The 23,590-nt window shown below is 61.2% G+C and carries 23 protein-coding genes; 9 read left to right on the top strand and 14 right to left on the bottom strand.

The annotated features are described in order from the left end of the window. Window positions 1-359: 359 nt before the first annotated feature. On the bottom strand, window positions 360-1,310 hold the full coding sequence (locus ACSQ3F_RS02125; RefSeq protein ID WP_436098705.1) for a LysR substrate-binding domain-containing protein: 951 nt from the start codon (window positions 1,308-1,310) through the stop codon (window positions 360-362). A 328-nt stretch (window positions 1,311-1,638) separates the two neighbouring features. On the opposite strand from ACSQ3F_RS02125, the gene ACSQ3F_RS02120 reads away from it, so the two are divergent. After that, a complete protein-coding gene (locus tag ACSQ3F_RS02120; protein WP_436098704.1) occupies window positions 1,639-1,932 on the top strand; it encodes a DUF1127 domain-containing protein in 294 nt (97 codons plus the stop codon). 263 nt (window positions 1,933-2,195) lie between these two features. Here the strand turns inward: ACSQ3F_RS02120 and ACSQ3F_RS02115 are convergent, their stop codons facing one another. The 6 genes from ACSQ3F_RS02115 to ACSQ3F_RS02090 form a co-directional block, all read right to left on the bottom strand. After that, window positions 2,196-3,023: a DUF937 domain-containing protein gene (locus ACSQ3F_RS02115; RefSeq protein WP_436098703.1), complete on the bottom strand. Its 828-nt coding sequence runs from the start codon at window positions 3,021-3,023 to the stop codon at window positions 2,196-2,198. Window positions 3,024-3,119: 96 nt separating this feature from the next. Beyond that, window positions 3,120-4,493 carry a glutamate--cysteine ligase gene (locus ACSQ3F_RS02110; protein ID WP_436098702.1) on the bottom strand — a complete coding sequence of 458 codons (1,374 nt, stop codon included), beginning with the start codon at window positions 4,491-4,493 and terminating at the stop codon, window positions 3,120-3,122. Window positions 4,494-4,639: 146 nt separating this feature from the next. Continuing rightward, window positions 4,640-5,377 (bottom strand): 16S rRNA (uracil(1498)-N(3))-methyltransferase, encoded by a 738-nt coding sequence (locus ACSQ3F_RS02105; protein WP_436098701.1) that lies wholly within the window; start codon window positions 5,375-5,377, stop codon window positions 4,640-4,642. A gap of 10 nt (window positions 5,378-5,387) precedes the next feature. After that, the gene (locus ACSQ3F_RS02100) at window positions 5,388-6,893 is read right to left on the bottom strand and encodes an inorganic phosphate transporter (RefSeq protein ID WP_436098700.1); all 1,506 of its coding nucleotides are present in this window, start codon (window positions 6,891-6,893) and stop codon (window positions 5,388-5,390) included. A gap of 92 nt (window positions 6,894-6,985) precedes the next feature. Then, complete coding sequence (locus tag ACSQ3F_RS02095; protein WP_436098699.1) at window positions 6,986-7,492, bottom strand: NUDIX hydrolase; 507 nt, start codon at window positions 7,490-7,492, stop codon at window positions 6,986-6,988. 242 nt (window positions 7,493-7,734) lie between these two features. Next, the gene (locus ACSQ3F_RS02090) at window positions 7,735-8,577 is read right to left on the bottom strand and encodes a FadR/GntR family transcriptional regulator (protein ID WP_436098698.1); all 843 of its coding nucleotides are present in this window, start codon (window positions 8,575-8,577) and stop codon (window positions 7,735-7,737) included. 175 nt (window positions 8,578-8,752) lie between these two features. On the opposite strand from ACSQ3F_RS02090, the gene ACSQ3F_RS02085 reads away from it, so the two are divergent. Next, window positions 8,753-10,036 carry a DUF3422 family protein gene (locus ACSQ3F_RS02085; protein WP_436098697.1) on the top strand — a complete coding sequence of 428 codons (1,284 nt, stop codon included), beginning with the start codon at window positions 8,753-8,755 and terminating at the stop codon, window positions 10,034-10,036. Between the two features lie 38 nt (window positions 10,037-10,074). After that, the gene (locus ACSQ3F_RS02080) at window positions 10,075-11,514 is read left to right on the top strand and encodes a DUF6880 family protein (RefSeq protein ID WP_436098696.1); all 1,440 of its coding nucleotides are present in this window, start codon (window positions 10,075-10,077) and stop codon (window positions 11,512-11,514) included. Here the strand turns inward: ACSQ3F_RS02080 and ACSQ3F_RS02075 are convergent. After that, the gene (locus ACSQ3F_RS02075; protein ID WP_436098695.1) at window positions 11,499-12,395 is read right to left on the bottom strand and encodes a LysR family transcriptional regulator; all 897 of its coding nucleotides are present in this window, start codon (window positions 12,393-12,395) and stop codon (window positions 11,499-11,501) included. The genes ACSQ3F_RS02080 and ACSQ3F_RS02075 overlap by 16 nt on opposite strands. A 115-nt stretch (window positions 12,396-12,510) precedes the next feature. Between ACSQ3F_RS02075 and ACSQ3F_RS02070 the strand changes: the two genes are divergently transcribed. The 3 genes from ACSQ3F_RS02070 (at window position 12,511) to glcF (ending at window position 16,656) form a co-directional block, all read left to right on the top strand. Continuing rightward, window positions 12,511-13,950 (top strand): FAD-linked oxidase C-terminal domain-containing protein, encoded by a 1,440-nt coding sequence (locus ACSQ3F_RS02070; protein ID WP_436098694.1) that lies wholly within the window; start codon window positions 12,511-12,513, stop codon window positions 13,948-13,950. Beyond that, window positions 13,947-15,149 (top strand): glycolate oxidase subunit GlcE, encoded by a 1,203-nt coding sequence (gene glcE, locus ACSQ3F_RS02065; RefSeq protein ID WP_436098693.1) that lies wholly within the window; start codon window positions 13,947-13,949, stop codon window positions 15,147-15,149. Before ACSQ3F_RS02070 ends, glcE begins: the two co-directional genes overlap by 4 nt. Before the next feature lie 199 nt (window positions 15,150-15,348). After that, window positions 15,349-16,656 (top strand): glycolate oxidase subunit GlcF, encoded by a 1,308-nt coding sequence (gene glcF / locus ACSQ3F_RS02060; RefSeq protein ID WP_436098692.1) that lies wholly within the window; start codon window positions 15,349-15,351, stop codon window positions 16,654-16,656. A gap of 113 nt (window positions 16,657-16,769) precedes the next feature. On the opposite strand, the gene ACSQ3F_RS02055 is transcribed toward glcF, so the two are convergent. Together ACSQ3F_RS02055 and ACSQ3F_RS02050 are read right to left on the bottom strand one after the other, a co-directional pair. After that, window positions 16,770-17,462, bottom strand: a complete 693-nt coding sequence (locus ACSQ3F_RS02055) for a L,D-transpeptidase (RefSeq protein ID WP_436102012.1) — start codon at window positions 17,460-17,462, stop codon at window positions 16,770-16,772. A 155-nt stretch (window positions 17,463-17,617) separates the two neighbouring features. Then, complete coding sequence (locus ACSQ3F_RS02050; RefSeq protein ID WP_436098691.1) at window positions 17,618-18,382, bottom strand: L,D-transpeptidase; 765 nt, start codon at window positions 18,380-18,382, stop codon at window positions 17,618-17,620. 251 nt (window positions 18,383-18,633) lie between these two features. Between ACSQ3F_RS02050 and ACSQ3F_RS02045 the strand changes: the two genes are divergently transcribed. Beyond that, a complete protein-coding gene (locus ACSQ3F_RS02045; RefSeq protein ID WP_436098690.1) occupies window positions 18,634-19,263 on the top strand; it encodes a DNA-3-methyladenine glycosylase I in 630 nt (209 codons plus the stop codon). A gap of 19 nt (window positions 19,264-19,282) precedes the next feature. Here the strand turns inward: ACSQ3F_RS02045 and ACSQ3F_RS02040 are convergent, their stop codons facing one another. From ACSQ3F_RS02040 to ACSQ3F_RS02025, 4 genes are all read right to left on the bottom strand, one after another. Further along, a complete protein-coding gene (locus ACSQ3F_RS02040; RefSeq protein ID WP_436098689.1) occupies window positions 19,283-19,477 on the bottom strand; it encodes a hypothetical protein in 195 nt (64 codons plus the stop codon). A gap of 123 nt (window positions 19,478-19,600) precedes the next feature. After that, on the bottom strand, window positions 19,601-19,978 hold the full coding sequence (copM, locus tag ACSQ3F_RS02035; RefSeq protein ID WP_436098688.1) for a CopM family metallochaperone: 378 nt from the start codon (window positions 19,976-19,978) through the stop codon (window positions 19,601-19,603). A 53-nt stretch (window positions 19,979-20,031) separates the two neighbouring features. Then, window positions 20,032-20,403: a hypothetical protein gene (locus tag ACSQ3F_RS02030; RefSeq protein WP_436098687.1), complete on the bottom strand. Its 372-nt coding sequence runs from the start codon at window positions 20,401-20,403 to the stop codon at window positions 20,032-20,034. Between the two features lie 67 nt (window positions 20,404-20,470). Continuing rightward, a complete protein-coding gene (locus ACSQ3F_RS02025; RefSeq protein WP_436098686.1) occupies window positions 20,471-20,890 on the bottom strand; it encodes a hypothetical protein in 420 nt (139 codons plus the stop codon). 283 nt (window positions 20,891-21,173) lie between these two features. Here ACSQ3F_RS02025 and ACSQ3F_RS02020 point away from each other — a divergent pair, with 283 nt between their 5' ends. After that, window positions 21,174-21,803: a helix-turn-helix domain-containing protein gene (locus tag ACSQ3F_RS02020; protein WP_436098685.1), complete on the top strand. Its 630-nt coding sequence runs from the start codon at window positions 21,174-21,176 to the stop codon at window positions 21,801-21,803. Between the two features lie 155 nt (window positions 21,804-21,958). Further along, complete coding sequence (hisS, locus tag ACSQ3F_RS02015; protein WP_436098684.1) at window positions 21,959-23,539, top strand: histidine--tRNA ligase; 1,581 nt, start codon at window positions 21,959-21,961, stop codon at window positions 23,537-23,539. Window positions 23,540-23,590 lie beyond the last annotated feature (51 nt).

Genomic DNA, 23,590 nt, shown 5'->3' with positions numbered 1-23,590 from the left:
CTGTTGCGCCAGATCAGGCCTATCTGGCGTGACGGCTGCGGTTGGGGTTCCAAAAAGAGCACGGCCTTCTCGTGCCTGCGCCGTTGGTAAGCCCAGGCAAGGCAATTAAGGTTACTGTCGGGACGCGATGATCTCCCCAAAAATGGTCAGCTTCGCCATCTTTGGCGGTCCTTCGGATTGGAGTATAGAATCCAAGTCGGCCCGTTGGGGCGGCTAAATGACCAAGGCATATTGCATCAGACTTTTACGGCTGCCTTTTTGGGCCGGGTATCAATATTGGGGAATACAAAAAGGCCGCGCTTCCAAGGGAGTACGGCCTTTTTGTTTTAGCGCCTCGTGTGGCTTGCCAGTTGAGTGGCTCACCAACCCGGCAGCATATGGCTCTGGCGCAGCCGCGGGTAGCGCGGGAAGTTCTTCATATCGCCGTCGAGGTCGTCGGTCGCTGACGTCGGCGTGATGTTGTCGAGACAGGCGGTGATGTGATTGGTGATGGCATTCGACAGCGACGGCGACAGGCCGGGCCGCTTCATGATGCCGATCTGCACCGGCGCCAGCGCGGGGAAGCCGTCGGCTTGGGTCAGCACCTTCATGCCGGTGCGCAGCGCCGATTCCGGCAACACTGAAACGGCCATGCCGGCGAGCACTGCCGCCGCGACGACGGTCGACGACCAGCTGGTGAACAGGATCTGGTATTCCTTGCCGGTCGCGTCCAGCGCCGAGCAGGCCGCCTGCCGCCACAGGCAGTCGCGCTTGCCGACGGCGAGCGGCACAGGCGCGTTCTCCGGCAGCGGGTGGTTGATCGAACTCACCCAGCAGAGCGGTTCGGTCCGGACCACATCCGAGGCGCGGGCACGCGGATTGTGCGTGACGAGGGCAATGTCGAGATCCCCCTTGGCCATCTTCTCCGCGAGGTCCACCGAGGGCTCGCAGACGATAAAGAGCTCGACGTTCGGATGGGTCTTGGCGAAGCGGACGATGATCTCTGGCATGTAGCGGTCGGCGTAGTCGTCGGGCGTGCCGATCCGCAGCGTGCCTTCCAGCCGGTTGTCGTCGAAGGAGGCGATCGCCTCGTTGTTGAGACGGATCATCCGCCGCGCGAAGTTCAAGAGGCGGTCGCCCTCCGTCGTCAGCCGGTTGCCGCGGCCGTCCTTGGCAAAGAGCTGCTTACCAATCCGTTCCTCCAGCCGGCGCATCTGCATCGAGACGGCCGACTGGGTCTTGAAGACACGATCGGCCGCCTTGGTGAAGCTGCCGGTATCGGCGATGGCAACGAAGGTTTGCAGTTGGTCGATATCGAGCGGTGCGGACATGGTCCAAGTCCCCAAAAAGGTTACTCATAAAATTGTTTGATGAATATCATTAGAAACATTCGTTGGACTGATCAATAAGGATTTGCGAATTTGGGGCTGCAAATCACATCAAACACCGCTCCAGCCCCGCATTGGCGAAGCCGGAACGTCATCAAGTTTCGACCCTCCCCCGCGCCGACCTCCCTGCGGCGGGACGGGTCGCCCTTGCATAATTCCTTAAATCGGGAACCGATTTAAGGAAAAATTATGCAAAATTTTTAGTCACAGCGACCTTTGCACGTCTGAAAGACGTGCGGCGCTGTCGTGCCTGCAAAAAAGGAGCAGTATCATGCGCACGACCGATCACACCCTCGATCTCACCCTTACCGGGAAGCTGTCCGCGACGTCCCGCCAGACGGGGCTGACGGGCGTGCTGAAATCGGTTTGGCGTCGTCTGCGAAACCGAAAAGCGATCGGCAGCCTGCACGACCTCGATGATCATCAGTTGCTCGACATCGGGCTTTGCCGCGAAGAAGTGCGCGACGCGCTGACCTCGTCGTTTTTTGACGATCCCGGCCGTCACCTGACGCAGGCGTCGCGCAACCGGACGAACACGTTCTACAGGAATGCGCGCTTCGATTGACGTACGCATTTGCTGCGCTAAGTTCTTGAGTAACAGGTCCAGGATTCCGCAGCAGTTCAGAGTTTTGTTGCGTGCCTCAGACGTTGAAAGACGTTCCGCGCAACAGGGACGCGCAGCCGCCTCTGCGCGTTACCGTTCCCCGCAGGGTTAGAGCCAATATGCCCTGCTGCTTGCCCGGTGTGCGGTCTTGAGGACCGGCACCGGGCTTTTTCGTTTCTGGGATTAAAGTGTCACGGGTAGCGGACCGGGATGGCGTTGTCCCGTCAGGCGGTGGTGTTCTTCCGATAGGTCTCGAACAGACTGTCGATGCTCTTCTGATACTCCTTCTGTGCCTCGAGCCCGCTGTCGAACATCGTGTTGAACATATCGGTAAAGGGCGCCACCGGATCCTTGTCGGCGGGTTTCTTCTCGGGCTCTTTCGGCGCCGCTCCGCTCATCATGTCCTGGAAGGCCTTGATGAAAGGGTTCACTGCGAACATGTCAGGTGCGGCTTGCGACTTTTCCTCAGGCTTTGCTATGCCGAAGAAATTTTGCATGGCCTGCGTGAAAGGATTGTCGAACGGATTGGGCGCCGGTTGCGGTTTCTTGATAAATCCGGAGGCTTCCAGCCAGGGCTTCATCATGGCTTCCATCGGCGTGTTGGCAAAGGGGTTTTGCATGCCGCTCATCTGCCCGGATGCCTGCTTGAACAGCCCGCCCATGATCGCGCTCGCCATCACCGGCAGCATCTGCTTGTAGATTTCCTGGCCGACGCCGGTCATCTGGGCCGCCTGCGCGGCGATCGCCCGCGACATGTCCTTGGAGCCGAAAAGCTGGTCGAGGATGCCGTTGCCGTCGGCCATGCCCTGCGGTGTAAAGGCCTTGCTCATGTCCTCGAAATACTGCGCGTAGTTGCCGCTCGACATGGCGGTCAGGAAGGCGCCGAAATCATAGGGGCTGGCGGTGTTGCGTTTGAGCGCGGTCGAGAACGCCGGCATCAGCGCGGCGGTCGCCTTGGCCATCTGTTCCTGGGCAAGGCCGAATTGCTTGGCCATCACGTCCATGGCATTGCCGTTCTGCGCCTGCATCATCATGTCAAAAAGCGGAATCATCTCCAGTCCCCTCCTGCGGGCGAAACGGCGCATGTCGTTGCACTATAACGGGAAAAAGCCGGGTGGGAACCGCTTTTTATTAGCCGGGGAAAACGATTAATACTGGTAGTCCGTGAACACCGGTTCGACCGAGCCGTTCCAGCGGCCGTTGTAAAGCGACAGCAGGTCTTCGGCGAGCGTTGCCTTCTTTGCAAGCACCTCGTCCAGCGGCGCAAGGAAGATGCTTTCGTCGACCTCGTCGCCGTTCAGCCGGTTGCGGTTCTTCAGGCCGAGGCGGGAAATCGAGAGGACTTCACGGGCAATGTCGAACAGCGGCGTGCCCTTGTGCTTCGCGGCAAGCGCCTGCGCCGGCACGGCGTCGCGCATGGCGATCGTGTCCTCGTAGGTCCAGGAGCGGGTCAGATCCTCGGCGGCGTCAAGCGCTGCGTCGTCGTAGAGCAGGCCGACCCAGAAGGCCGGCAGCGCACAGATCCGGCGCCATGGACCGCCGTCGGCGCCGCGCATTTCGAGGAAGCGCTTCAGCCGCACGTCGGGGAACAGCGTCGAAAGATGGTTGGTCCAGTCGCCCATATTGGGCTCCCAGTCGGTCAGTTCGCTCTTCAGAGCGCCGTTCATGAACTGGCGGAAGGTGACGTGGGTGCAGTCGTGATAATGGCCGTCGCGGACAACGAAGTACATCGGCACGTCGAGCGCCCATTTGACGTAGTCTTCGAAGCCGAAATCCGCGTTGAAGGCGACCGGTAGTACGCCGGCGCGCTGGTTGTCCGTGTCGCGCCAGATACTGCCGCGCCAGGAGAGCAGCCCGTTCGGCTTGCCGTCCGTGAAGGGCGAGCTTGCAAACAGGGCCGTCGCCAGCGGCTGCAGCTTCAGCGACACCTGCATCTTGCGGCGCATGTCCTCTTCGGACGAGAAGTCGAGGTTCACCTGGATCGTGCAGGTGCGGTACATCATGTCGAGGCCCTGGCTGCCGACCTTCGGCATGTAGCGGCTCATGATGTCGTAGCGGGACTTCGGCATGCGCGGTGTTTCGTCAAAGGTCCATTTCGGCGAACCGCCGATGCCGAGGAAACGGATGCCGAGCGGCTCTGCAATTTCGCGCAACACGGCGAGGTGCTGGTTGGATTCCTTGCAGGTCTGGTGCAGGTTTTCGAGCGGTGCGCCCGAGAGCTCGAACTGACCGCCGGGCTCCAGCGAGATCGCGCCCTGGCCGGACTGCTCGGCAAGCCCGATGATGTTGCCGGCGTCGATGATCGGCTCCCAGCCGCTTTTTTCCGCCATTCCGTTCAGAAGCGCCGAGATGCTGGCCTCGCCGAAATAGGGCACTGGGCTGTTGTCAGCCTTGAAGAAGGCGAACTTCTCATGCTCCGTCCCGATGCGGAACCGTTCCTTCGGCTTGTTGCCCTGAGCCAGGTATTCAGTCAGGTCTGCGACGGAGCTAACCGGCGTCTGGTCGGTGGTGTCTCTGGCCATGGGCGTCTTCTTTTGAACAGGCGGAACCTGCCGGGCGGCAGATGTCAGGAGGGTGATTGAACCGGATTGAGGTGGCGTGCAAGTGAAATTGTTTCAAGGCCGGTTCAAATTTTCAACACCTTATCAGCACTGAAATGACACAGCCGCTACTGCCAGTCGCCGATCGTCGCCTGGATCACCGCCATGGCTGCGACGGCGGCCGTATCGGCCCGCAGGATGCGCGGTCCGAGCGGGATGGCGGTAACGAAATCGAGGCTCCGCAGCAAGGTGCGCTCCGCATCGGAGAAGCCGCCTTCGGGGCCGATCACCAGCGCGAGTTTGCGCTCTTTCACGCCGGCCAGAACCGGTAACGGATTTTGTCCCGCATCTCCCTCGTCGCAGAAAATGATGCGCCGGTCTTCCGGCCAGGTCGCCAGAACGTCTTCCAGCTTGCGCGGCTCCGCCACCTGCGGAATGCCGAGAACGCCGCATTGCTCTGCGGCCTCGATGACGTTGGCCCGGACCCGATCCATGCTGGTGATCTTGCCCTGCACATGCTGCGTCATCACCGGCTGTAGCAGGCCGGCGCCCATTTCCACTGCCTTTTGCACGAGATAGTCGAGCCTGCCGACCTTGAGCGGCGCGAACAGGTAGTGAAGATCACAGGGAGCCGGCTGCGGCCGCGTCTGCTCGGTCGCGGTCAAGACGAGACGCTTCTTGCTTGGAAAGGAAAGCTCCGCTCGCCATTCGCCATCCCGTCCGTTGAATGCCAGAACGGCATCGCCTTCTTCGAAACGCAGGACGTTGACGAGGTAGTTGAACTGTTCCTTGCCGGCTTCATAAACGGTGCCGGTGGAGAGTGGCGTGTCGATGAACAGCCGCTGCATGCGGAAATTGGCGCGCATCGAAAGATCCCTAGATGAAAAGCGCCGCGAGGACGCGGTAGACGGCCGCCGAAAGCAGCGCCGAAACGGGGACGGTGATGATCCAGGCGCCGACGATCGTCATGAAATGCGATCGCCGCACCAGACGCCGCCGGTGCAATTCTTCAGGACTGTGTTCTATGTACCGCTCGAAGTCCGCGTGTCCGGTCTTGCGGCGAACATAGTCAAGGCGCCGCCTCGAATTGCGGGTGTACCATTCGCGGAAGAAGCCGATGCCGAAGACCGCGCCCACGGCGGTATGGGTGGTGGAGACCGGCAATCCGAGCGTCGTCGCCAGTATGACGGTGATCGCCGTTGCCAAGGCAACGCAGAAGGCGCGCATCGGGTTGAGCTTGGTGATCTCTTCGCCGACCACATGGATCAGCTTCGGCCCGAAGAGAAGCAGTCCGCAGGAGATGCCGAAAGCCCCGATAAGCATGACCCAAAGCGGAACGTAGGCTGTTTCAAGGACAGCCAGCCCGTTGACGTTTGCGACGATCCCCGAAAGTGGTCCGATGGCATTGGAGACGTCGTTCGCGCCATGGGCGAAGGACAACAGGGCTGCCGACAGGATCAACGGCATCTGGAACAACTTGCGTAGCGATTGGTTGCGATTGTCGAGCCCTTGCGCCTGACGGACGATCCATGGCCTGCAGGCAAGAACGGTGGCGGCGGCCATGGCCAGGCCGATGAGGCAGCCGTTGGCCAGCGAGATATTGACAACGTTTTCCAACCCGATCAACGCAAAATAGGCGGCAAAGGCCCCGGTCATCACGGCGATCAGAATGGGGGTCCAGAAGATAGCAGCATCGACCTTGTCTTCACGGTAGATGATGACGGTCTTGATGAAGGCGAGAAGCAGCGCTGCCATGCCGCCGCCGAGGAGGGGGGAGACCATCCAGCTTGCCGTTATCCCTGCAAGCGATACCCAATGCACGGCGGAAAAGCCCGCCGCGGCGATGCCGGAGCCGAGTATGCTGCCCACGATCGAGTGGGTGGTCGAAATCGGTGCGCCCGACCAGGTCGCGATGTTGATCCACACGGCTGCCGAGATCAATGAAGCCATCATCACCCAGACGAAGGAAAGGCCCGCCGGCATCTGTGCCGCATCGACAATTCCAGCCTCGATGGTGGAGACGACGCGTCCGCCGGCAAACACTGCGCCTGCGATCTCGAAGATGGCGGCGATGATAAGCGCCGTCGTCATGGTGATCGCTTTGGAACCGACCGCCGCGCCGACGTTGTTGGTGACGTCGTTGGCACCGATGTTCATCGCCATGTAACCAGCGACCGCCGCGGCGGCAACGATGATCAGGTAACCCGGCTGCTCGGAAACATAGGCGGCGGCAAAAATCATGCTGACGATAAGGAAGAGAATGCCAAGGCCAACGCCCGCCCAAGGCTTCAGGACATGCTGCGTGACCTGTTCAGCGAGGGTTACCTTGTCCAGATACTCGTCGAGCGTCGGTTTTTCGAGGCGCGGGCGCGGCTTTGCCACCGTCTGTTCTCCAGTTCATGCCGCCGAGGCGCTAAAAGGCGCAGCGGGATCAGACGTAGCTCGCGTCAGACTATCCATGTGATGTCGGGAGCTTATCGTGCCACGGCCTGCGGGGCCGGGTTCATAGTGGCAAGCAGACGCTGTTCAAAGCTCAGAATGATATCCTTGAGCATCGGCTCGACGACGCGATTGGCGCCTTCTGCGAAGCTTACCCATTCCATCTTCCGCGTGCCCTTTTCAGGGAAGTTCTTCAGCATGTCCAGGGCAACCAGCGGATAAACCTGGACCATGCATTCGACCTTCAGGCCGTGATCCATGGCCTTGTCATACATGTAGAAGCCGATCCGTTCCGCACCGGCCTCGCCCTTGACGCCAGCTTCTTCATAAGCTTCGCGTGCGGCGGCTTCATGACACAGCTTGCCTTCCATCGGCCATCCTTTGGGAATGACCCAGCGGCCGGTGTCGCGGCTGGTGATGAGCAGCATTTCGGGCGCCGCGCTCTTCTTCTTGAATCGATAGCATAGTGCGGCGCATTGCATTCTCACCGGACGGCGGAACATCAGGCGTACGTCTGCGGCTATGCGATTCAGAATGTTCAACGTCGGGGCATCCTTTCAAAAAAGAGAATCAATCTATCTGCAATATCGTTTGATTATGCTCGCATTACGCGGCCTGTAAACGCACAGATTTTATCAAACACATATAGTATTCGCGGCGCCCCTGATGAAGGGACGAAGGCGCGGAAGACGGGCAATTTAGTAAGATTGCACTATCAAAATGTGCCGTTCGCGCCCTTTTAGAGTATGTTTGCGGCATTGGCGAGATGCGCACAGGAATTTGTTTAGCCGCCGGCGGAATCGGTGTCGCGGCTGGTAAGGTCTCCGGCCGGTGAGACGCTTGTTTGGCGGCCCCGCTGCTGCAGCCTCAGTTGCGAAATGCGGGCCCATTCCCCCGTCCGTTCCGCCTCGCGGGTCGCGGTGATGATGAAATCGATATGGGCCTGCGCCGCCTCCCTGGCTGCCTGCGCATTGCCGGCCATGATGGCCCCGTAGATGGCTTCGTGCTGGGCGAGCAGCTTGTCACCCGCGCCGGGCGCGGCAAACAACATCTCTCGGCTGAAGAAGATGCCGCCGCTCAGCAGCCGGTAGCAGGCCCTCAGCGTATGCAGCAGGATGATATTGTGTGCACATTCGCCGATGGCGCTGTGAAGCTCGACATCGGTCTTCAGTCCGCCTTCTGCGGAGCCCGCGAGATGCGCGGCGCGCATCTCCTCCATGATGCGCGTCAGCATTTCCTTGTCGAAGCGGGTGGCGCGCCGTGCGGCAAACTCCGCCGTCATGCCCTCCAGTTCGCGGCGATATTCGAGATAGTCCTGCGTCGCCTTCTGGTGCCGCGCGATGAGCTCGATCACCGGCTTGGAAAAGATCTGGCCGATGACATCGGCGACGAAGGTGCCGCCGCCGTGATGGCTGACGAGCAGGCCGCGTGCTTCCAGTTCCTTCAGCGCCTCCCGCAGAATGGGCCGGGAAACGTCGAAGCGGCGCGACAGCTCCCTTTCGCTCGGCAGCCGCTCGTTGTCGCGCAACACGCCTTCGAGAATCAGGAGTTCGATCTGCTGGATGATTTCGGCGGATGTCCGGCTGTGAGGGATGCGGGCATAGGCATCAATGGTGTCGTCAATCACGGCGGCTCTCCTTGGCGCCAATCTAGTCACATGTGCCAAAGTGGTCAATTTCTTTAGCCACTTTGTGAAACGCCGTCCGGAAACAAAGTTGCAACTGCGTCAAAGCGTCCTTTCCCTTTTGCTCTGCCTGTTGATAAGAGGGTTCTGATTGACGCGTGAGAGGGGAAAACGCTTCATGGGCAAGGGCACTTTCGCATTTCCGTCGGCGCCGGCCCGCGCGCAGGCGTTGGGCGAGATTCATTCACGACCATACGCACTGGTGACATCGCCGCGCGTCATCTTTCAGCTTGCCTTCATGACGGATGGCGGCTCTGCCGTCGATCATGCCGTCCTCTCGGAACTGTCACGCGCCCGCGGCGTTTCGCCGCCGAGCCGCGAAGCCAACCATCATGCCGTGTCCTGGGGGCAGGGCACGTTGCGCTGGGAGCGGCATACCGAATTCTCGACCTATTTCTGGGACGGCGTCATTCCTGACCGTTTCGGCAGCGAGGTCACCACCCATCCCTTCGGCGATGGTTTTTCCCCACCGGGAAGCCTGATTTCCGGGATCCGCCTAGAAATCCGGCCGGATACCGAGGAGACCCGCGCGGCGATGAGCGCGTTTGATCCGACCAGCCTCTGTTACAGCGACGTCAAGAACGGCCAGGCCGTGGTGCTGACCGATTTCCGCCAGAACGGCGATGGCCTGACGCAGATCCTCGTCATCGACTGCGGCATGACGGAGGCGGGAACGGGCGCGCTGGTGCAGCGGCTGCTCGACATCGAGACCTACCGGACGCTCGCCATGCTCGGCCTGCCTTTGGCGCAATCGCTATCGCCGGATATCCGCCGCATCGAGGACGGTCTGACCGGCGTCACCCAGAAGATGCGCGGCAGCGTCCGGGAAAAGGCCGACGAGATGCTCGCCGAGATCACGCTGCTCGCGGCAGAACTGGAGGCGGGCGCAGCACTCAGTCTCTACCGGTTCGGCGCCAGCCGTGCCTATTACGGCATCGTCCAGGAGCGTATCCGCTCGCTGACGGAAACCGGTGTGCCGGGCTACGAAACGCTCGGCACCTTCCTCGAAAGGCGACTGGCGCCGGCAATGCGCACCTGTCAGTCGGTCGAGGAACGCCAGGCCAATCTGTCGCGCAAGCTGACGCGCGCCACCGCTCTGCTCAGAAGCTGGGTCGATGTCGAGCTCGAGCGGCAAAACAGCGTTCTGCTCAACTCCATGGACCGGCGCGCCAAGCTGCAACTGCGCCTGCAGCAGACCGTCGAAGGCCTGTCGGTTGCCGCGATTTCCTACTATGTCGTCGGCCTGTTCGGCTATCTCGCCAAGGCCCTGGAAAGCGAGGGCCTGCCGGTGAAATCCAGCGTGCTCACCGGCTTCTTCGTACCCGTCGCCGTGATCTCCATGTGGCTCATCGTCCGCTCGATTCGCAAACATCATGCAGACGAGGACCGTGAAAGCCTTTAGCCTTGCGCGATATTTAGAGATTCGGTCTGTGCGAAACCATGGCGAAAGCGGCAAAAGCGGTAAAAAAGGCGAAGCTGGACAAGGATGGGCTGACCGTGCTCGGCCTTGAAAGGCTTGTGCAGATCGCGCTGGATGAAGCGGCGCTCAATCCGTCCTTCAAGAAGCGGTTGAATGCGGCGCTCGCCGGCATAGGCGGCGCCGCGGGCGTCGCGAAATTGATCGACAGCCGTTTGGCCATGCTGGAAAAAGCCCGCTCGCGCATCCGCTGGCAAAAGGAACGCGCCTTCGGCAACGATCTCGAAAGTATCTCGGCAAGTATCGTCAAGGAGTTCGGCGCAGTTGACCCCGGCATGGCGCTGGAGCGGTTGATCCGGTTCGTGCTCGGCTATGAGGGTATCGCCGAGCGGGTCAACGATTCCAGCGGTCGCATCGCCGGAATTTACGGTCAGGCCTGCGAAGCTGCCGGGCGATTGACGCAGGCGATGTCCGCCGAGCAGCAGGTACAGATCCCTATGCTGATTACGCCGGCCCTCGATGGGATGGACTATCACGGGTTCAAGACGCTGCTCGCGGTGCGGATTGCCGCCGTGCTGTTGCCGGACGTGCTGAAATCATGGGACGAAACGCTTGCCGCGACCATGAAGACACCGGACGGAACGGCCTTTCTTCCCGCTTTTGTCTACGTGCGCCGTGCGATTGCCGATGCGCGCGGTGATCTCGATACCTATGTGGCGATTGAGGAAGCCCTGCCGGAGCCGCTGCGCGAACCGACTGTCGTTGCCGAACGGCTCTTTGCCGGTGGCCGCCATGCGGAAGCTTTGATCTGGGTTCGCAAGCACCGCAAATCCCGGATCGGCTTTGCCCGCCGCGCCGATATCCTCAGCGGTGATCTGAAGCCGCTCCCGGATAAGGAACGGCTTGAGGCCGCCATTCTCGATGGTCTGAAGGATCGTCCCGCCTCGCAGGCACTGCGCTGGCACGCCTTCGAACAGCGGCTCGATGTCGAGATGCTGCGCGAATACATCGCCAAGGCCGGTGATTTCGAGGAGTTCGAGGCTCTCGACAAGGCCTTCGCTTTCGTGGAAGCGCACCCGAATCCCCATGCAGCGCTGCGGTTCTATCTGGCATGGCCAAGGCTCGATCTTGCTGCGCGCTATGTCGTCGCAAGAGCCGACACCTGGGAGGGGGAATTCTATGAATTTCTTCTGCCCGCCGCCAAGGCTTTCGAAGAGGATCATCCGGCTGCGGCAACCGTTCTCTACAGGGCTCTGCTCGACCGCATCATCGGCCGAGGCCTGTCCCAGGCCTATGGGTACGGCGCTGACTATCTTGCAACGCTCTCGGCGCTCGCCGCGCGCCCCGGTGGCAATGACGGATTGATATCACATGATGCCTTTGTTGCCGGCTTGCGGAAGGAGCACGGCCGCAAATACGGCTTCTGGGAGTTCGTCCCGCCGGAAGTTTACCGCTCCCAATAGGGCTGCGGCCCGTAGAGCCCGGCCAGATAGTCGATGAACAGGCGGACCTTGGCCGGCAGGAATTGGCGACTGGGGTAGAGGGCGGAGACGAAGAGGTTGCTGGAGCCTTCCCAGGCAGGCAGGACCTGCAGCAGTCTCCCTGACTTCAGGTCACCGCCGATATCCCAGGTCGAGCGCAACGCGATGCCGGCGCCGGAGAGCACGGCTTCGCGCACGACTTCCGACGAATTGGTGATCAGCCGGCCCTGCGGCTTGTAGCTCAGCGAACCCTGCCGGCTTTCCAGCTTCCAGGTGTCGTGGTTGTGCTGGCGCAGGCAGACATGCCGGCTGAGGTCATCGACGGTTTCCGGTATGCCGTGGCGCTCGATATAGGCGGGCGAGGCACAGAGGATGCGCCGCACCGGCACCAGTTTTCGTGCCACAAGGCTGGAATCGTCGAGTTCGCCGATGCGGATCGCCAGATCGAAGCCTTCCGCGACGATGTCGGTGAATTCGTCGGATAGGACGATGTTGACGACAAGCTCGGCATGCATCTCGATGAAGCGGGCCAAATGCGGCGCGACATGCATGCGGCCGAAAGAGGTCGGCGCGGTGACACGCAACGTACCCTGCGGCTGGCCCGAGCGGCCGGAGGCAAAGGCTTCGGCGTCCTCGACACCGGCGAGAACGCCGAGCACACGGTCGTAAAAACCTTGTCCTGCTTCGGTCAGCGAAATCTGCCGGGTCGTCCGCTGGAGGAGCCGCGTGCCAAGCCGGTCTTCCAGCCGCTTGATCCGCTTGGAGATGACAGCGGGTGAAAATCCGAGCGCTCGGCCTGCGGCCGACATGCTGCCCGTCGAAACGACGCGGGTGAAGACCTCGAGATCGCCCAGATTTGTCATCAATCTTGACCATTGTTTCGAAAACGGAAAAACTGATTAACATTTGCTGCGTCGCGGCGATAGTGGTAAAGAAAAAATACCAATTTCGCGTTATGTGCGGGCCGGGGAGGACGAAATGCCGGAGACAATCGCCTTTCTGGAGCCGAAACAAAGCGTCCTTTCCCGCCGCGCGGCCATCATCGAAGACCTCGCGGACCTCTTGCCGCCTGGCTGTCTGATCAGTGAGACACGCGGCTTGGTGCCGTTCGAAACGGATGCCTTCATTGCCTATCGCCAGGTGCCGCTGGCTGTCGCCTTGCCGGAAACGACGGCGCAGGTGGCGGCCGTCCTGAAATATTGCAGCCGCTACGGCATTCCCGTCGTGCCGCGCGGGGCAGGCACATCGCTGTCCGGCGGTGCGATCCCGCAGGCGGATGCGGTGGTGATCGGCCTGTCGAAGATGTCGCGCATCCTCGATATCGATTTCGCCAATCGCACGGCCACGGTGCAGGCCGGCGTTACCAATCTCAACATTTCCGAAGCGGTCTCGGCTGACGGCTTTTTCTATGCCCCGGACCCCAGCTCGCAGCTTGCCTGCACCATCGGCGGCAATATCGGCATGAATTCCGGCGGCGCCCATTGCTTGAAATACGGCGTGACGACCAACAATCTGCTCGGCGTGAAAATGGTGCTGTTCGACGGCACGGTGATCGAACTCGGCGGCAAGGCGCTGGATGCGCCGGGCTATGACCTGCTCGGCCTCGTCTGTGGCTCCGAAGGCCAACTCGGTATCGTGACCGAGGCGACGGTGCGGCTGATCGCCAAGCCGGAAGGCGCGCGACCGGTTCTCTTCGGCTTCCCCTCCTCGGAGGAAGCCGGGTCCTGCGTCGCCGAAGTCATCGGCTCCGGTATCATCCCGGTCGCCATCGAATTCATGGACAAGCCGGCGATCAGCATCTGCGAGGCCTTCGCGCACGCAGGCTATCCGATGGACGTCGAAGCGCTGCTGATCGTCGAGGTCGAGGGCTCGGAAGCCGAGATGGAGGCAATGCTTTCGAACATCATCGAAATCGCCCGCCGCCATGGCGTCTCGACGATCAAGGAGAGCCAGTCGGCGACCGAGGCGGCGCTGATCTGGAAGGGCCGCAAGTCAGCTTTCGGCGCCACCGGCCGCATCGCCGACTATATCTGCATGGACGGCACGGTGCCGCTCGGTCAGCTCTCCTATGTGCTGAAGAAAACCAGCGAGATCATCGACGGATATGGCCTGCGCGTTGCCAACGTCTTCCACGCCGGTGACGGCAACATGCATCCGCTCATTCTTTACAACATCAACGATCCGGAAGATGCCGCGCGCGCGGAAGCGGCCGGCAACGATATCCTCAAGCTCTGCGTCGATGCCGGCGGCTGCCTCACCGGCGAACATGGCGTCGGTATCGAAAAACGCGACCTGATGCTGCATCAGTTCAGCCAAGCCGACCTCGACCAGCAGATGGCCGCCCGCGCCGCCTTCGACCCGCAATGGATCATGAACCCGTCCAAGGTCTTTCCGCTCGAAGGGCGTCCTGCCGCATGATCCCGATATTCGAGCCTGAAACCGAAATAGAAGCGGCCGCTATCGTCGCCACCATTGCCCGCAACGGCCTGACGCTGAAGATAGAGGGCGGCGGAACGCGCTCTTGCCTGGGCAATCCGGTAGCTACTGACCGGATCCTCTCGACGCGAAAACTGTCGGGGGTCGTTTCCTATAATCCGGCCGAGATGACCATGACGGCAAGGGCCGGAACGCCCGTCGCCGAAATCGAGACGGCGCTTCTTGAAAACCGCCAGATGCTCGCCTTCGAGCCGATCGACTGTCGCGGCGTCATGGCGACGGCTGGCGAGCCGACGATTGGCGGCGTCTTCGCCACCAACGCCTCCGGCCCCCGCCGTCTCGTGGCGGGTGCGGCACGTGACCACCTGCTCGGCATCCGGTTCGCCAATGGGGCAGGGGAGGTCATCAAGTCCGGCGGTCGGGTGATGAAGAACGTCACAGGTCTCGATCTTGTCAAGCTGCTTTGTGGTTCGCACGGCACTTTGGGGCTTCTGACCGAGGTCACCTTCAAGGTTCTGCCGCTGCCGCCAGCCTCGGCAACGATCGTCCTGTCCGGGCTCGATGATGCCGAAGCGGCAACGGCCATGGCACGGGCAATGGCTCTGCCGGTCGAGGTTTCAGGTGCTGCGCATCTGCCGGAAAGCGTGCGATCGCGCTTCCTTGGCGGGGCTCTTCCGGATGGCCCGGCAACGGCGTTGCGAATTGAAGGCCTGGAGGCATCTGTCACCGTCCGCCGCGAAAAGCTCGTTGCCGCCTTCGCATCGATCGCGCCGGTTGTCGTTCTCGATCATGACGTGACAACATCGCTCTGGCGGGAAGTCCGCGATGTCAAACCCTATGCCGATGGAACGCAGAAGCCACTTTGGCGCGTCTCCCTTGCTCCCTCCGCTGGCCAGCGACTGGTCGCGGCACTCCGGCTGGAAGCGGGCGTCGATGCCTTCTACGACTGGCAAGGCGGTCTCGTCTGGCTGCGCATGGAGGCCGATGCTGAAGCCGATCTGCTGCGCCGTTACTTGAGGGGTCTCGGCGGCGGTCATGCGACGCTGGTCCGGGCTTCGGATATCATCCGCGCCGTGACGCCGGCGTTTGAACCGGAACCTCCCGCCGTCGCCGCATTGTCGGCACGGTTAAGGGAAAAGTTCGATCCGAAAGGGATTTTCAACCCGGGGAAGATGGGGTGAGGAAGGTTGTGAGTATGACGCGCGTTACCCCCCTCTGCCACTGCGTGACATCTCCCCCTCAAGGGGGGAGATCGTTCTTTTCCCATGCGGCGTTTGCAAGGGAGGGCCAAAGCATGCGGCCAATCTCCCCCCTTGAGGGGGAGATGTCCCGGAGGGACAGAGGGGGGTATGCCTCCGCCAACTCGGAGCCCTGCGCCTGATGCAAACCAACTTCACCCCGGCCCAGCTCTCTGATCCGCATGTCGCAGAATCCGAATCGATCCTGCGCAAATGCGTGCATTGCGGCTTCTGCACCGCCACCTGTCCGACCTATGTGACGCTCGGCAACGAGCTCGACAGCCCGCGCGGGCGCATCTACCTGATCAAGGACATGCTGGAAAACGGCCGGCCGGCGGATGAGGAAGTGGTCACCCATATCGACCGCTGCCTCTCCTGCCTTGCCTGCATGACCACCTGCCCCTCCGGCGTGAATTATATGCACCTGGTCGATCACGCCCGTATCCACATCGAAAACACCTACAAAAGGCCGCTCACCGACCGGCTGGTGCGGGCCACGCTGGCGGCGGTGCTTCCTTATCCCCAACGCTTCCGGCTGGCGCTCAGGGCTGCCAGGCTCGGCCGGCCGTTTGCGGGACTGATGAAACGGGTGCCGTTCCTGAAGACCTTCGGCGTCATGCTCGATCTGGCGCCGCGTCTCATTGCGCCACCGTCCAATGCAGCCCAACCGGGAACATGGCCCGCAAACGCCGAAAAACGCGGCCGCGTCGCCATTCTCACCGGCTGCGCCCAGCCCGTGTTGAAACCGGAGATCAACGAGGCGGCGATCAGGCTTCTGACGCGGCTCGGTGTCGAGGTCGTGGTGCCGGAAGGCGAGGGCTGTTGCGGAGCGCTGGTGCATCACATGGGCCGCGAGGAACAGGCGCTTGCCTCCGCCCGCCGCAACGTCGATGCCTGGATCAAGGCGGCTGATGAAGGCGGGCTGGACGCGATCATCATCACCGCTTCCGGCTGCGGCACGACCATCAAGGACTACGGCCACATGCTGCGCCTCGATCCGGCTTATGCGGAAAAGGCGACGCGTGTGTCGGCGCTGGCAAAGGACATCACCGAATATCTGGCAAGCCTCGATCTGCCGCGGCAGGAAGAGAAAACCATGACGGTCGCCTACCACTCGGCCTGCTCGATGCAGCACGGCCAGAAGATCACCGTGGCGCCGAAGATGCTGTTGAAGAATGCCGGCTTTACCGTCCGCGACCCTGCTGAAGGGCATCTCTGTTGCGGCTCGGCCGGAACCTACAACATCCTGCAACCGGAGATTTCCTCGACGCTGAAGGCGCGCAAGGTCAAGAACATCGAGGCGACCAAGGCCGATATCATCGCCACCGGCAATATCGGCTGCATCACCCAGATCGCCACCGGCACAAAGATGCCGATCCTGCACACGGTGGAACTGCTCGATTGGGCTTACGGCGGTGAGCGGCCGGCTGCGATTTCACCCTCCCCCTGAGGGGGAGGGTCGGCGCGCAGCGACGGGGTGGGGTGACTTTCGCGACAAGAAAGGGATCACCCCCACCCGCGACTTCGTCGCGACCTCCACCCTCAAGGGGGAGGTGGGTGTCATCAGCCGCCAAAGATGGTGCGCAGAATATCCACGCCGCGATCGTCATAGGAAACATCACCCTGCTTGTTGCCAGGCCCGATGACGATGACCTTGGTGCCGATGCCGGCACGTTTGTAGAGATGCTCTACATCCTTGTTCATCATGCGGATGCAGCCGGACGACATGTTCTGGCCGATCGTCCAGGGCTGATTGGTGCCGTGAATGCGGAACCCGGAATCGCTCCTGCCTTTGTAGAGATAGAGCGCCCGGGCGCCGAGCGGATTGTCGATGCCGCCTTCCTGATAGGCCGGAAGGATGCGGCCCTTCTTGCGTTCGCGCGCGATCATTTCCGGCGGCGGCGTCCATCCCGGCCATTCCGCCTTGCGCTGCACCTTGACGACGCCCGACCAGCCGAAGCCATCGCGACCGACGCCGATGCCGTAGCGGGTCGCCCTGTTCGGACCCTCGATGTAATAGAGGTACTTGTTGTTGGTATCGACGATGATGGTGCCCGGCGCCTCGTCGGTACTCAGCCGCACCTTGGTGCGCCAGAATTGCTTTGCCGGTTTCTTCTCCATCGCCACCAGCGTGATGTCCGACCCGGACTTCGCGCCTGCCGGCTGACCCGGCATGAAAGCCGACGCGCTCGACGCGCCAAATGTAACAGCGGCCGCAAAACCGATTGCGGCCAATGTCTGCAAGGCATATTTCATCGACAAGATTCCCTCTCCAGCCCTAAGCTGCGAAACGCTATTCAATATCGCGTTTTACGCAAGTCTAACGGGTCTTGGATAGAGGAAATGTGATCGACACAAGTGTAACCCCGGTAACCCCTGTTGCCGAAAGGCCACGTTCAGGCCGTTCGGGGCTAGATCACGATGACCTTGGTGCCGATTTTCACGCGTTCGTAGAGATCGACGACATCCTCGTTGCGCATGCGGATGCAGCCCGACGAGACGGCAAAGCCGATCGTCCAGGGGGCGTTGGTGCCGTGGATGCGGTAGAGCGTCGAGCCGAGATACATGGCGCGCGCGCCGAGCGGGTTGGCCGGGCCGCCCTCCATGCTGGCGGGCAGATAATGCCCCTTTGCCGCTTCGCGCCCGATCATTTCGGACGGCGGCGTCCAGACCGGCCATTCGGACTTGCGGGTCACCTTGTGGACGCCGGCCCATTCGAAGCCCGGCTTGCCGACGCCGACGCCGTAACGCCGCGCTTCACCATTGCCGGTGACGAGATAGAGGAAACGGCTGTTGGTATCGATGACGATCGTGCCCGGTCTTTCCATCGTTTCGTACGTGACGGTCTGCGGCAGGAATTGCGGATCGAACTGGCGCTGCGCCGGCTTCTGTGCCCGCGTCATTGCCACCGGCTGCGCAACGGCGGCGCCGGAGCGCTTGACACGGCGCTGGAACAGATACTGTTTTCGGGTGGCGCGCTCGCCCTGAACTCCTATAGGGCGCTGCTGACGGTAGACGACCGGCTGGACGCTGCCGCTAAGCTGGGTCACCCAAGGCGCGGTGAGGTCCGGGCTGATGACGACCGGCGGGCGGTTCTGATAGCGGTCCTGCGCTTCCGCAAGGGTGGAAAACGCCACGAAAAGGGACGTGGCAAGGATAAGGGTTTTCTTCATCATCGGGCGGTCTCGCTACCTTTCGCCGGGACTGTCTCATAGCTCCGCCGTCCGCAGGGTGGGCGGATGGCGGGCGGGATATGAACGCCAAGAGGCTTGGCGGAATGGGGGGATGGTGGCACCGGGGGACAACCGAATGGTAAATGCCGGTTCATTAAAAGGCATTCGGCGGGGTAAAGCTTTGGGTAGGGTTATTGCCCGCTTTAGGACTATGGTTGGCAAATGGTAAAGCACGGAAAAACAGGGAGAATTGCGTGACGGCAAACGGAATCATCACCGGCGCGGACGGCCTCGAGCGCTGCGCCTGGCATGCCAATCTGGAGGACTACCAGCGCTACCATGACGAGGAATGGGGCAGGCCGATGGCCGACGATATCCGGCTGTTCGAGAAGATCTGCCTCGAAGGGTTCCAATCCGGTCTGTCCTGGTTGACGATTCTCAGAAAGCGTGAAGCCTTCCGCGCCGCCTTCGCTGGCTTCGATCTCGATGTGGTTGCCAGCTTCGGCGATGCCGATATCGAACGCTGCCTTGCCGACGCCGGCATCGTCCGCCACCGCGGCAAGATCGTTTCGACGATCAACAATGCCAAGCGGGCGCAGGAACTGAGATACGAGTTCGGCACGCTCGCCCGTTATTTCTGGAGCCAAGAGCCGGGCGCGAATGAGCGCCCGAAGGTCGTCACCTACGAAGCGATCATCGCCAATCCGACGACGCCAACCTCGGTCATGATATCCAAGGATCTGAAAAAGCGCGGATGGACCTTCGTCGGCCCGACCACGGTCTATGCCTTCATGCAGGCAATGGGTCTGGTCAACGACCACGTCGAGGGGTGCTATTGCCGGGTAAAGGTCGAGCAGATGCGGGTGTCTTTCGTCCGCCCGTAAACCGCTCTCGGCCGGATGCTCAGTGCAAGCGGGCCGTCGGTCTGTTGTTCATGTAAAGAAGAACCGCGCCGAAGATCACCATCATGACGCCGATCACCAGCCATTCCTTGTTGTCCGACATGGGGCTGCCAGTAATGATATTGGAACCTTGTAGCATCCAGAGACCGCCGAGCAATATGACGAAGATGCCGGCAATATTCTTGAAGATTTTCATGATGTCCTCCCACACCCTGACAGAATTATGTGCCTGTCATGGTCTTCGGTCAACGTGGGGCGAAAAGAGGTGTCGCGCAGACGCCGGAGACAAGCTCCGGCGTCGCGCTTCATGAATGGAGGATCAACCGCCGTTTCTGGCGAGCCATTCCTTCATCATCTTGATCTCCGCTTCCTGGGCGGAAATGATGTCTTCGGCGAGTTTGCGCAACTGGGCATCCTTGCCGTATTCAAGCTCGATCTTCGCCATGTCGATCGCCCCCTGGTGATGGGCGATCATGCCGCGCACGAAGTCGACATCCGTATTGCCGCTGAAGGTGATATCCATCCCTTCATGCATCTTCGCATTGGCTTCGGCGAAGGCCTTGCTGGAGGGCCCCTTGTCGCCCTTGGGCTCCGTCATGCCTTGCATGGATCCGTGATCCATCATCTCCTGCGCGGCGGCTGGGGTGGTGAAGGTTAGGGCCAGCATCGCGGCGGCCATGATTGGTCTCAGAGACATCCTGTGCTCTCTTTCGTTTCTGAAAATCGTAAAATGCGAAGTTGTCTCCGCGTTCAGGAAACCGAGAGAAATGCCTTGGGAGGCGGGAACTGCGGCTCGAGGGCCGTCGCCTGCAGCCGCTTCTGCGGCCGCGGCCGGATTGTCGCGCTGGCAAGTTCGTCGCGGCCATGGTCGGGTGTGTCGAGGACGACCGCGAAACAGGCCGCACAGAGCAGCGGATGCACCGTCTGCGGATGATGATCGCAGCTCTTTGCCTCCGGCGCGCAGCGATCCTGGCCAAGGGCCGAGGATGCGCCATGGCCCACGGCTGCGCCTCCGTGATGCAGTGTCATTATACCGCCCAGATCCTGCACCCGGGCAAGCGATGCCGTCCAGCCGCTGATCAGGGCGCAGAAGAGGGCAGTGATGAGGATGACAGCGCGCATGGCCGTGAAGATAGGAGTGCGGCCTATCAAAGAAAAGACCGGCGGCGCGCTTTCTTGACGAGGCGGCTTAGCCCTCCGCCGGTGAGAAGGCGAAGATACCCTGCATGCGCCCGCCGGCCGGTGAAACGCCCATCATGGTCGAGGTCCCGATGCAGAAAACCGGCTCGGCGCCACCATCCTCTTCCTGCAGCGTCGTGCAGAAATAGAAGGAGGACGCCACGGCGGTGGCCTCTTCGAGGATGTTGAGCACCGTCTTGTGATGATCCGGGTGATAGTTGCGGATGATATCCAGCAACCCGCAGAGCCTGTCGCCAAGGCCGTGCCGTGTTTGGGCTGTCTCCCCGACAGTGAAGATGCCGGTCGAAAGGTCGCAATGCCACCTTTCGATAAGGTAGTCCTGCCCCGCCAGCGCCTCGACCCATCCTTCATGAGCGCGGCTGTCTTCAGGCAGGATCGTGCCGAATCCCGGTTTCATCAACTGCAGCATGTCGTCTTCCGCTCCTTGCTCTCCCGCCGCACGGGCGGCTTTTGCAAAAACGAGACGGTTTTTGCCATCAAGGCGGTTGCGCCTACGAAATAGGGCTTTACCCGCCGGGAAAAAAGAATTGTTCTTGTGTTTCATCGTTCCGCTTCACACTGCGGGAAACGCTCCCTATGGAATTGAAAATAGTGCACAAAAACCGCAACTTAAATGCCGTGGATTGATCATTTGCTGACCTTTTGGTTTTGATTCTGTAAGTTACTCAATCCTGGATTTTGGAAAACACGGCATGTCGATGATTTTGGTGCAGGGTGAACTGGTTACGCAGCTTCGGGACTACCGGCTGAAGGCGGGCCTCAGCCAGGGCGATATCGCCTGGAAGCTCGGCTTTTCCCTGCCGACGGTTTCGCGCTGGGAGCGCGGCATTTCAACGCCCGATCTGCGCGCCACCGGCGCGATCGTCGATTTCCTGCGCAGGGCCGACGTCTATGCCGGAAACGTGCTTTTGCGGTCGATCGTCAATGCGCGTGATAGCCGCAACCTCTGGGAAGGCGAGGATATCCGCTACCTCGCCGGTTCGCGGCAGGAATTTGCCGAAACGCCGCTGATGCGGGCGATGGTCGGCAAGAGCATCCGCCGCTACATGACCGGGCTCTACCACGATTTCATCGAAGATCGCGCCATCGTCGCGAGCCTCAAGGCGGGCGAGCTTGCCAGTATCGATTTCTACGGCGGGGCCTCGATGTCGGTGACGACCATTCCGGACGGCTTCGTGCAGTTCAAGCGGATGAGCTTCCAGTCCGAATTGAAGGGCGTCATCCGTGGCGATACCCATTCGATCCTCATCCCGCAGACCGAGGCGCCGATGGCCGAGGGCGCGGTGGTCCATAACTGGGATACGCTGTCGCGGCCGCTTTAATGCATGTCGCCCCAGCCAAAGCGCGCCGGACGATGCTCTTGGAGCCGTTCGAAACCGCGCAGAGACTTGCCGCCTTGGCCTTGATCGGATAGGGAAAGCGCCAATTCCCATGACCGATCAAAATGACCGATCGACGCTGAAAGTGCGGACCTCCCATGAACGATAAAAAGAAGAAGCCCCAGAAGCTGAAGGCGCGCCTGCCGCGCGGTTTCGTCGATCGCTCCGCCGCCGATATCCGCGCCGTCGATGAGATGACCGGCAAGATCCGCGAAGTCTATGAACGCTATGGCTTCGACCCGGTCGAGACGCCGCTGTTCGAATATACCGATGCGCTGGGAAAATTCCTGCCCGACGCCGACCGCCCGAACGAAGGCGTCTTCTCGCTGCAGGATGACGACGAGCAGTGGATGAGCCTGCGCTACGACCTGACCGCGCCGCTCGCCCGCCATGTCGCCGAAAATTTCAACGACATCCAGCTGCCCTACCGCACCTACCGCGCCGGCTACGTCTTCCGCAACGAGAAGCCGGGCCCGGGCCGCTTCCGCCAGTTCATGCAGTTCGACGCTGACACCGTCGGCGCCGCCGGCGTCCAGGCCGATGCCGAAATGTGCATGATGATGGCCGACACGATGGAGGCGCTCGGCATTGCGCGCGGGGATTATGTGATCCGGGTGAACAACCGCAAGGTTTTGGATGGCGTGCTCGAGGCGATCGGGCTTGGTGGCGATGAGAATGCCAATGCGCGTCTGAACGTGCTGCGGGCCATCGATAAACTGGATAAGTTTGGCATTGAGGGTGTGGCGTTATTGCTGGGTGCCGGTCGCAAGGACGAGAGTGGCGATTTCACCAAGGGTGCTGGACTGAATGCCGAGCAACTACGAATTCTGGCCGGATATCACCGCATACTTAGCTATCCTTGGAAAAAGCCGTTCTCAATTGATGCTTACAAAAAATACCTGCGCAATTGGGTCAATTTCGAAACGCTGCCTGTTGGCATTGAGGACGGATTGGATGAGCTTGAGGTTATCCGAAAACTCGTCCGTGCAGCAGGCTATGAGCCTGACCGCATCCGTATCGACCCCTCGGTCGTCCGCGGCCTCGAATACTACACCGGCCCCGTCTTCGAAGCCGAGCTAACCTTCCCTGTCACCAACGAAAAAGGTGAAAAGGTCGTCTTCGGCTCGGTCGGTGGCGGCGGGCGGTATGATGGCCTCGTCTCGCGCTTCATGGGCCAGCCGGTGCCCGCCACAGGCTTCTCTATTGGCGTCTCGCGCCTGATGACGGCGCTGAAGAACCTCGGCAAGCTCGGCATGGAAGAGGTGATCGCGCCGGTCGTCGTCTGCGTCATGGACCGCGACACGGAAAGCCTCGGCAAGTACCAGCAATTCACGCAGATGTTGCGAAATGCGAAGGACGAAAACGGAAAGCCTGCCGGCATCCGCGCCGAAATGTACCAGGGCAACAAGAAGAATTTCGGCGACCAACTGAAATATGCCGACCGCCGCGGCTCGCCGCTTGCCATTATCCAGGGCGGCGACGAGCGCTCGCAGGGTGTCGTGCAGATCAAGGACCTGATCGAGGGCAAGCGCCTGTCCGGCGAGATCGAGGACAATGTGGCCTGGCGCGAAGCCCGCGTGGCGCAGGTCTCCGTGCCGGAAGGCGATCTCGTCGCCAAGGTCCGCGAGATACTGGCGGCGCAGGCTGAGGATCGGGCGCGGAACGGCAAGGACGCTTGAGGTTGAGGAGAGTTTACCCCCCTCTGTCACTGCGTGACATCTCCCCCACAA

Source organism: Pararhizobium sp. LjRoot238 (assembly GCF_964252955.1).
Lineage (GTDB): Bacteria > Pseudomonadota > Alphaproteobacteria > Rhizobiales > Rhizobiaceae > Pararhizobium.
Note: the sequence above shows the minus strand (reverse complement) of the source record. Positions and strands in the feature narration are given on the sequence as shown.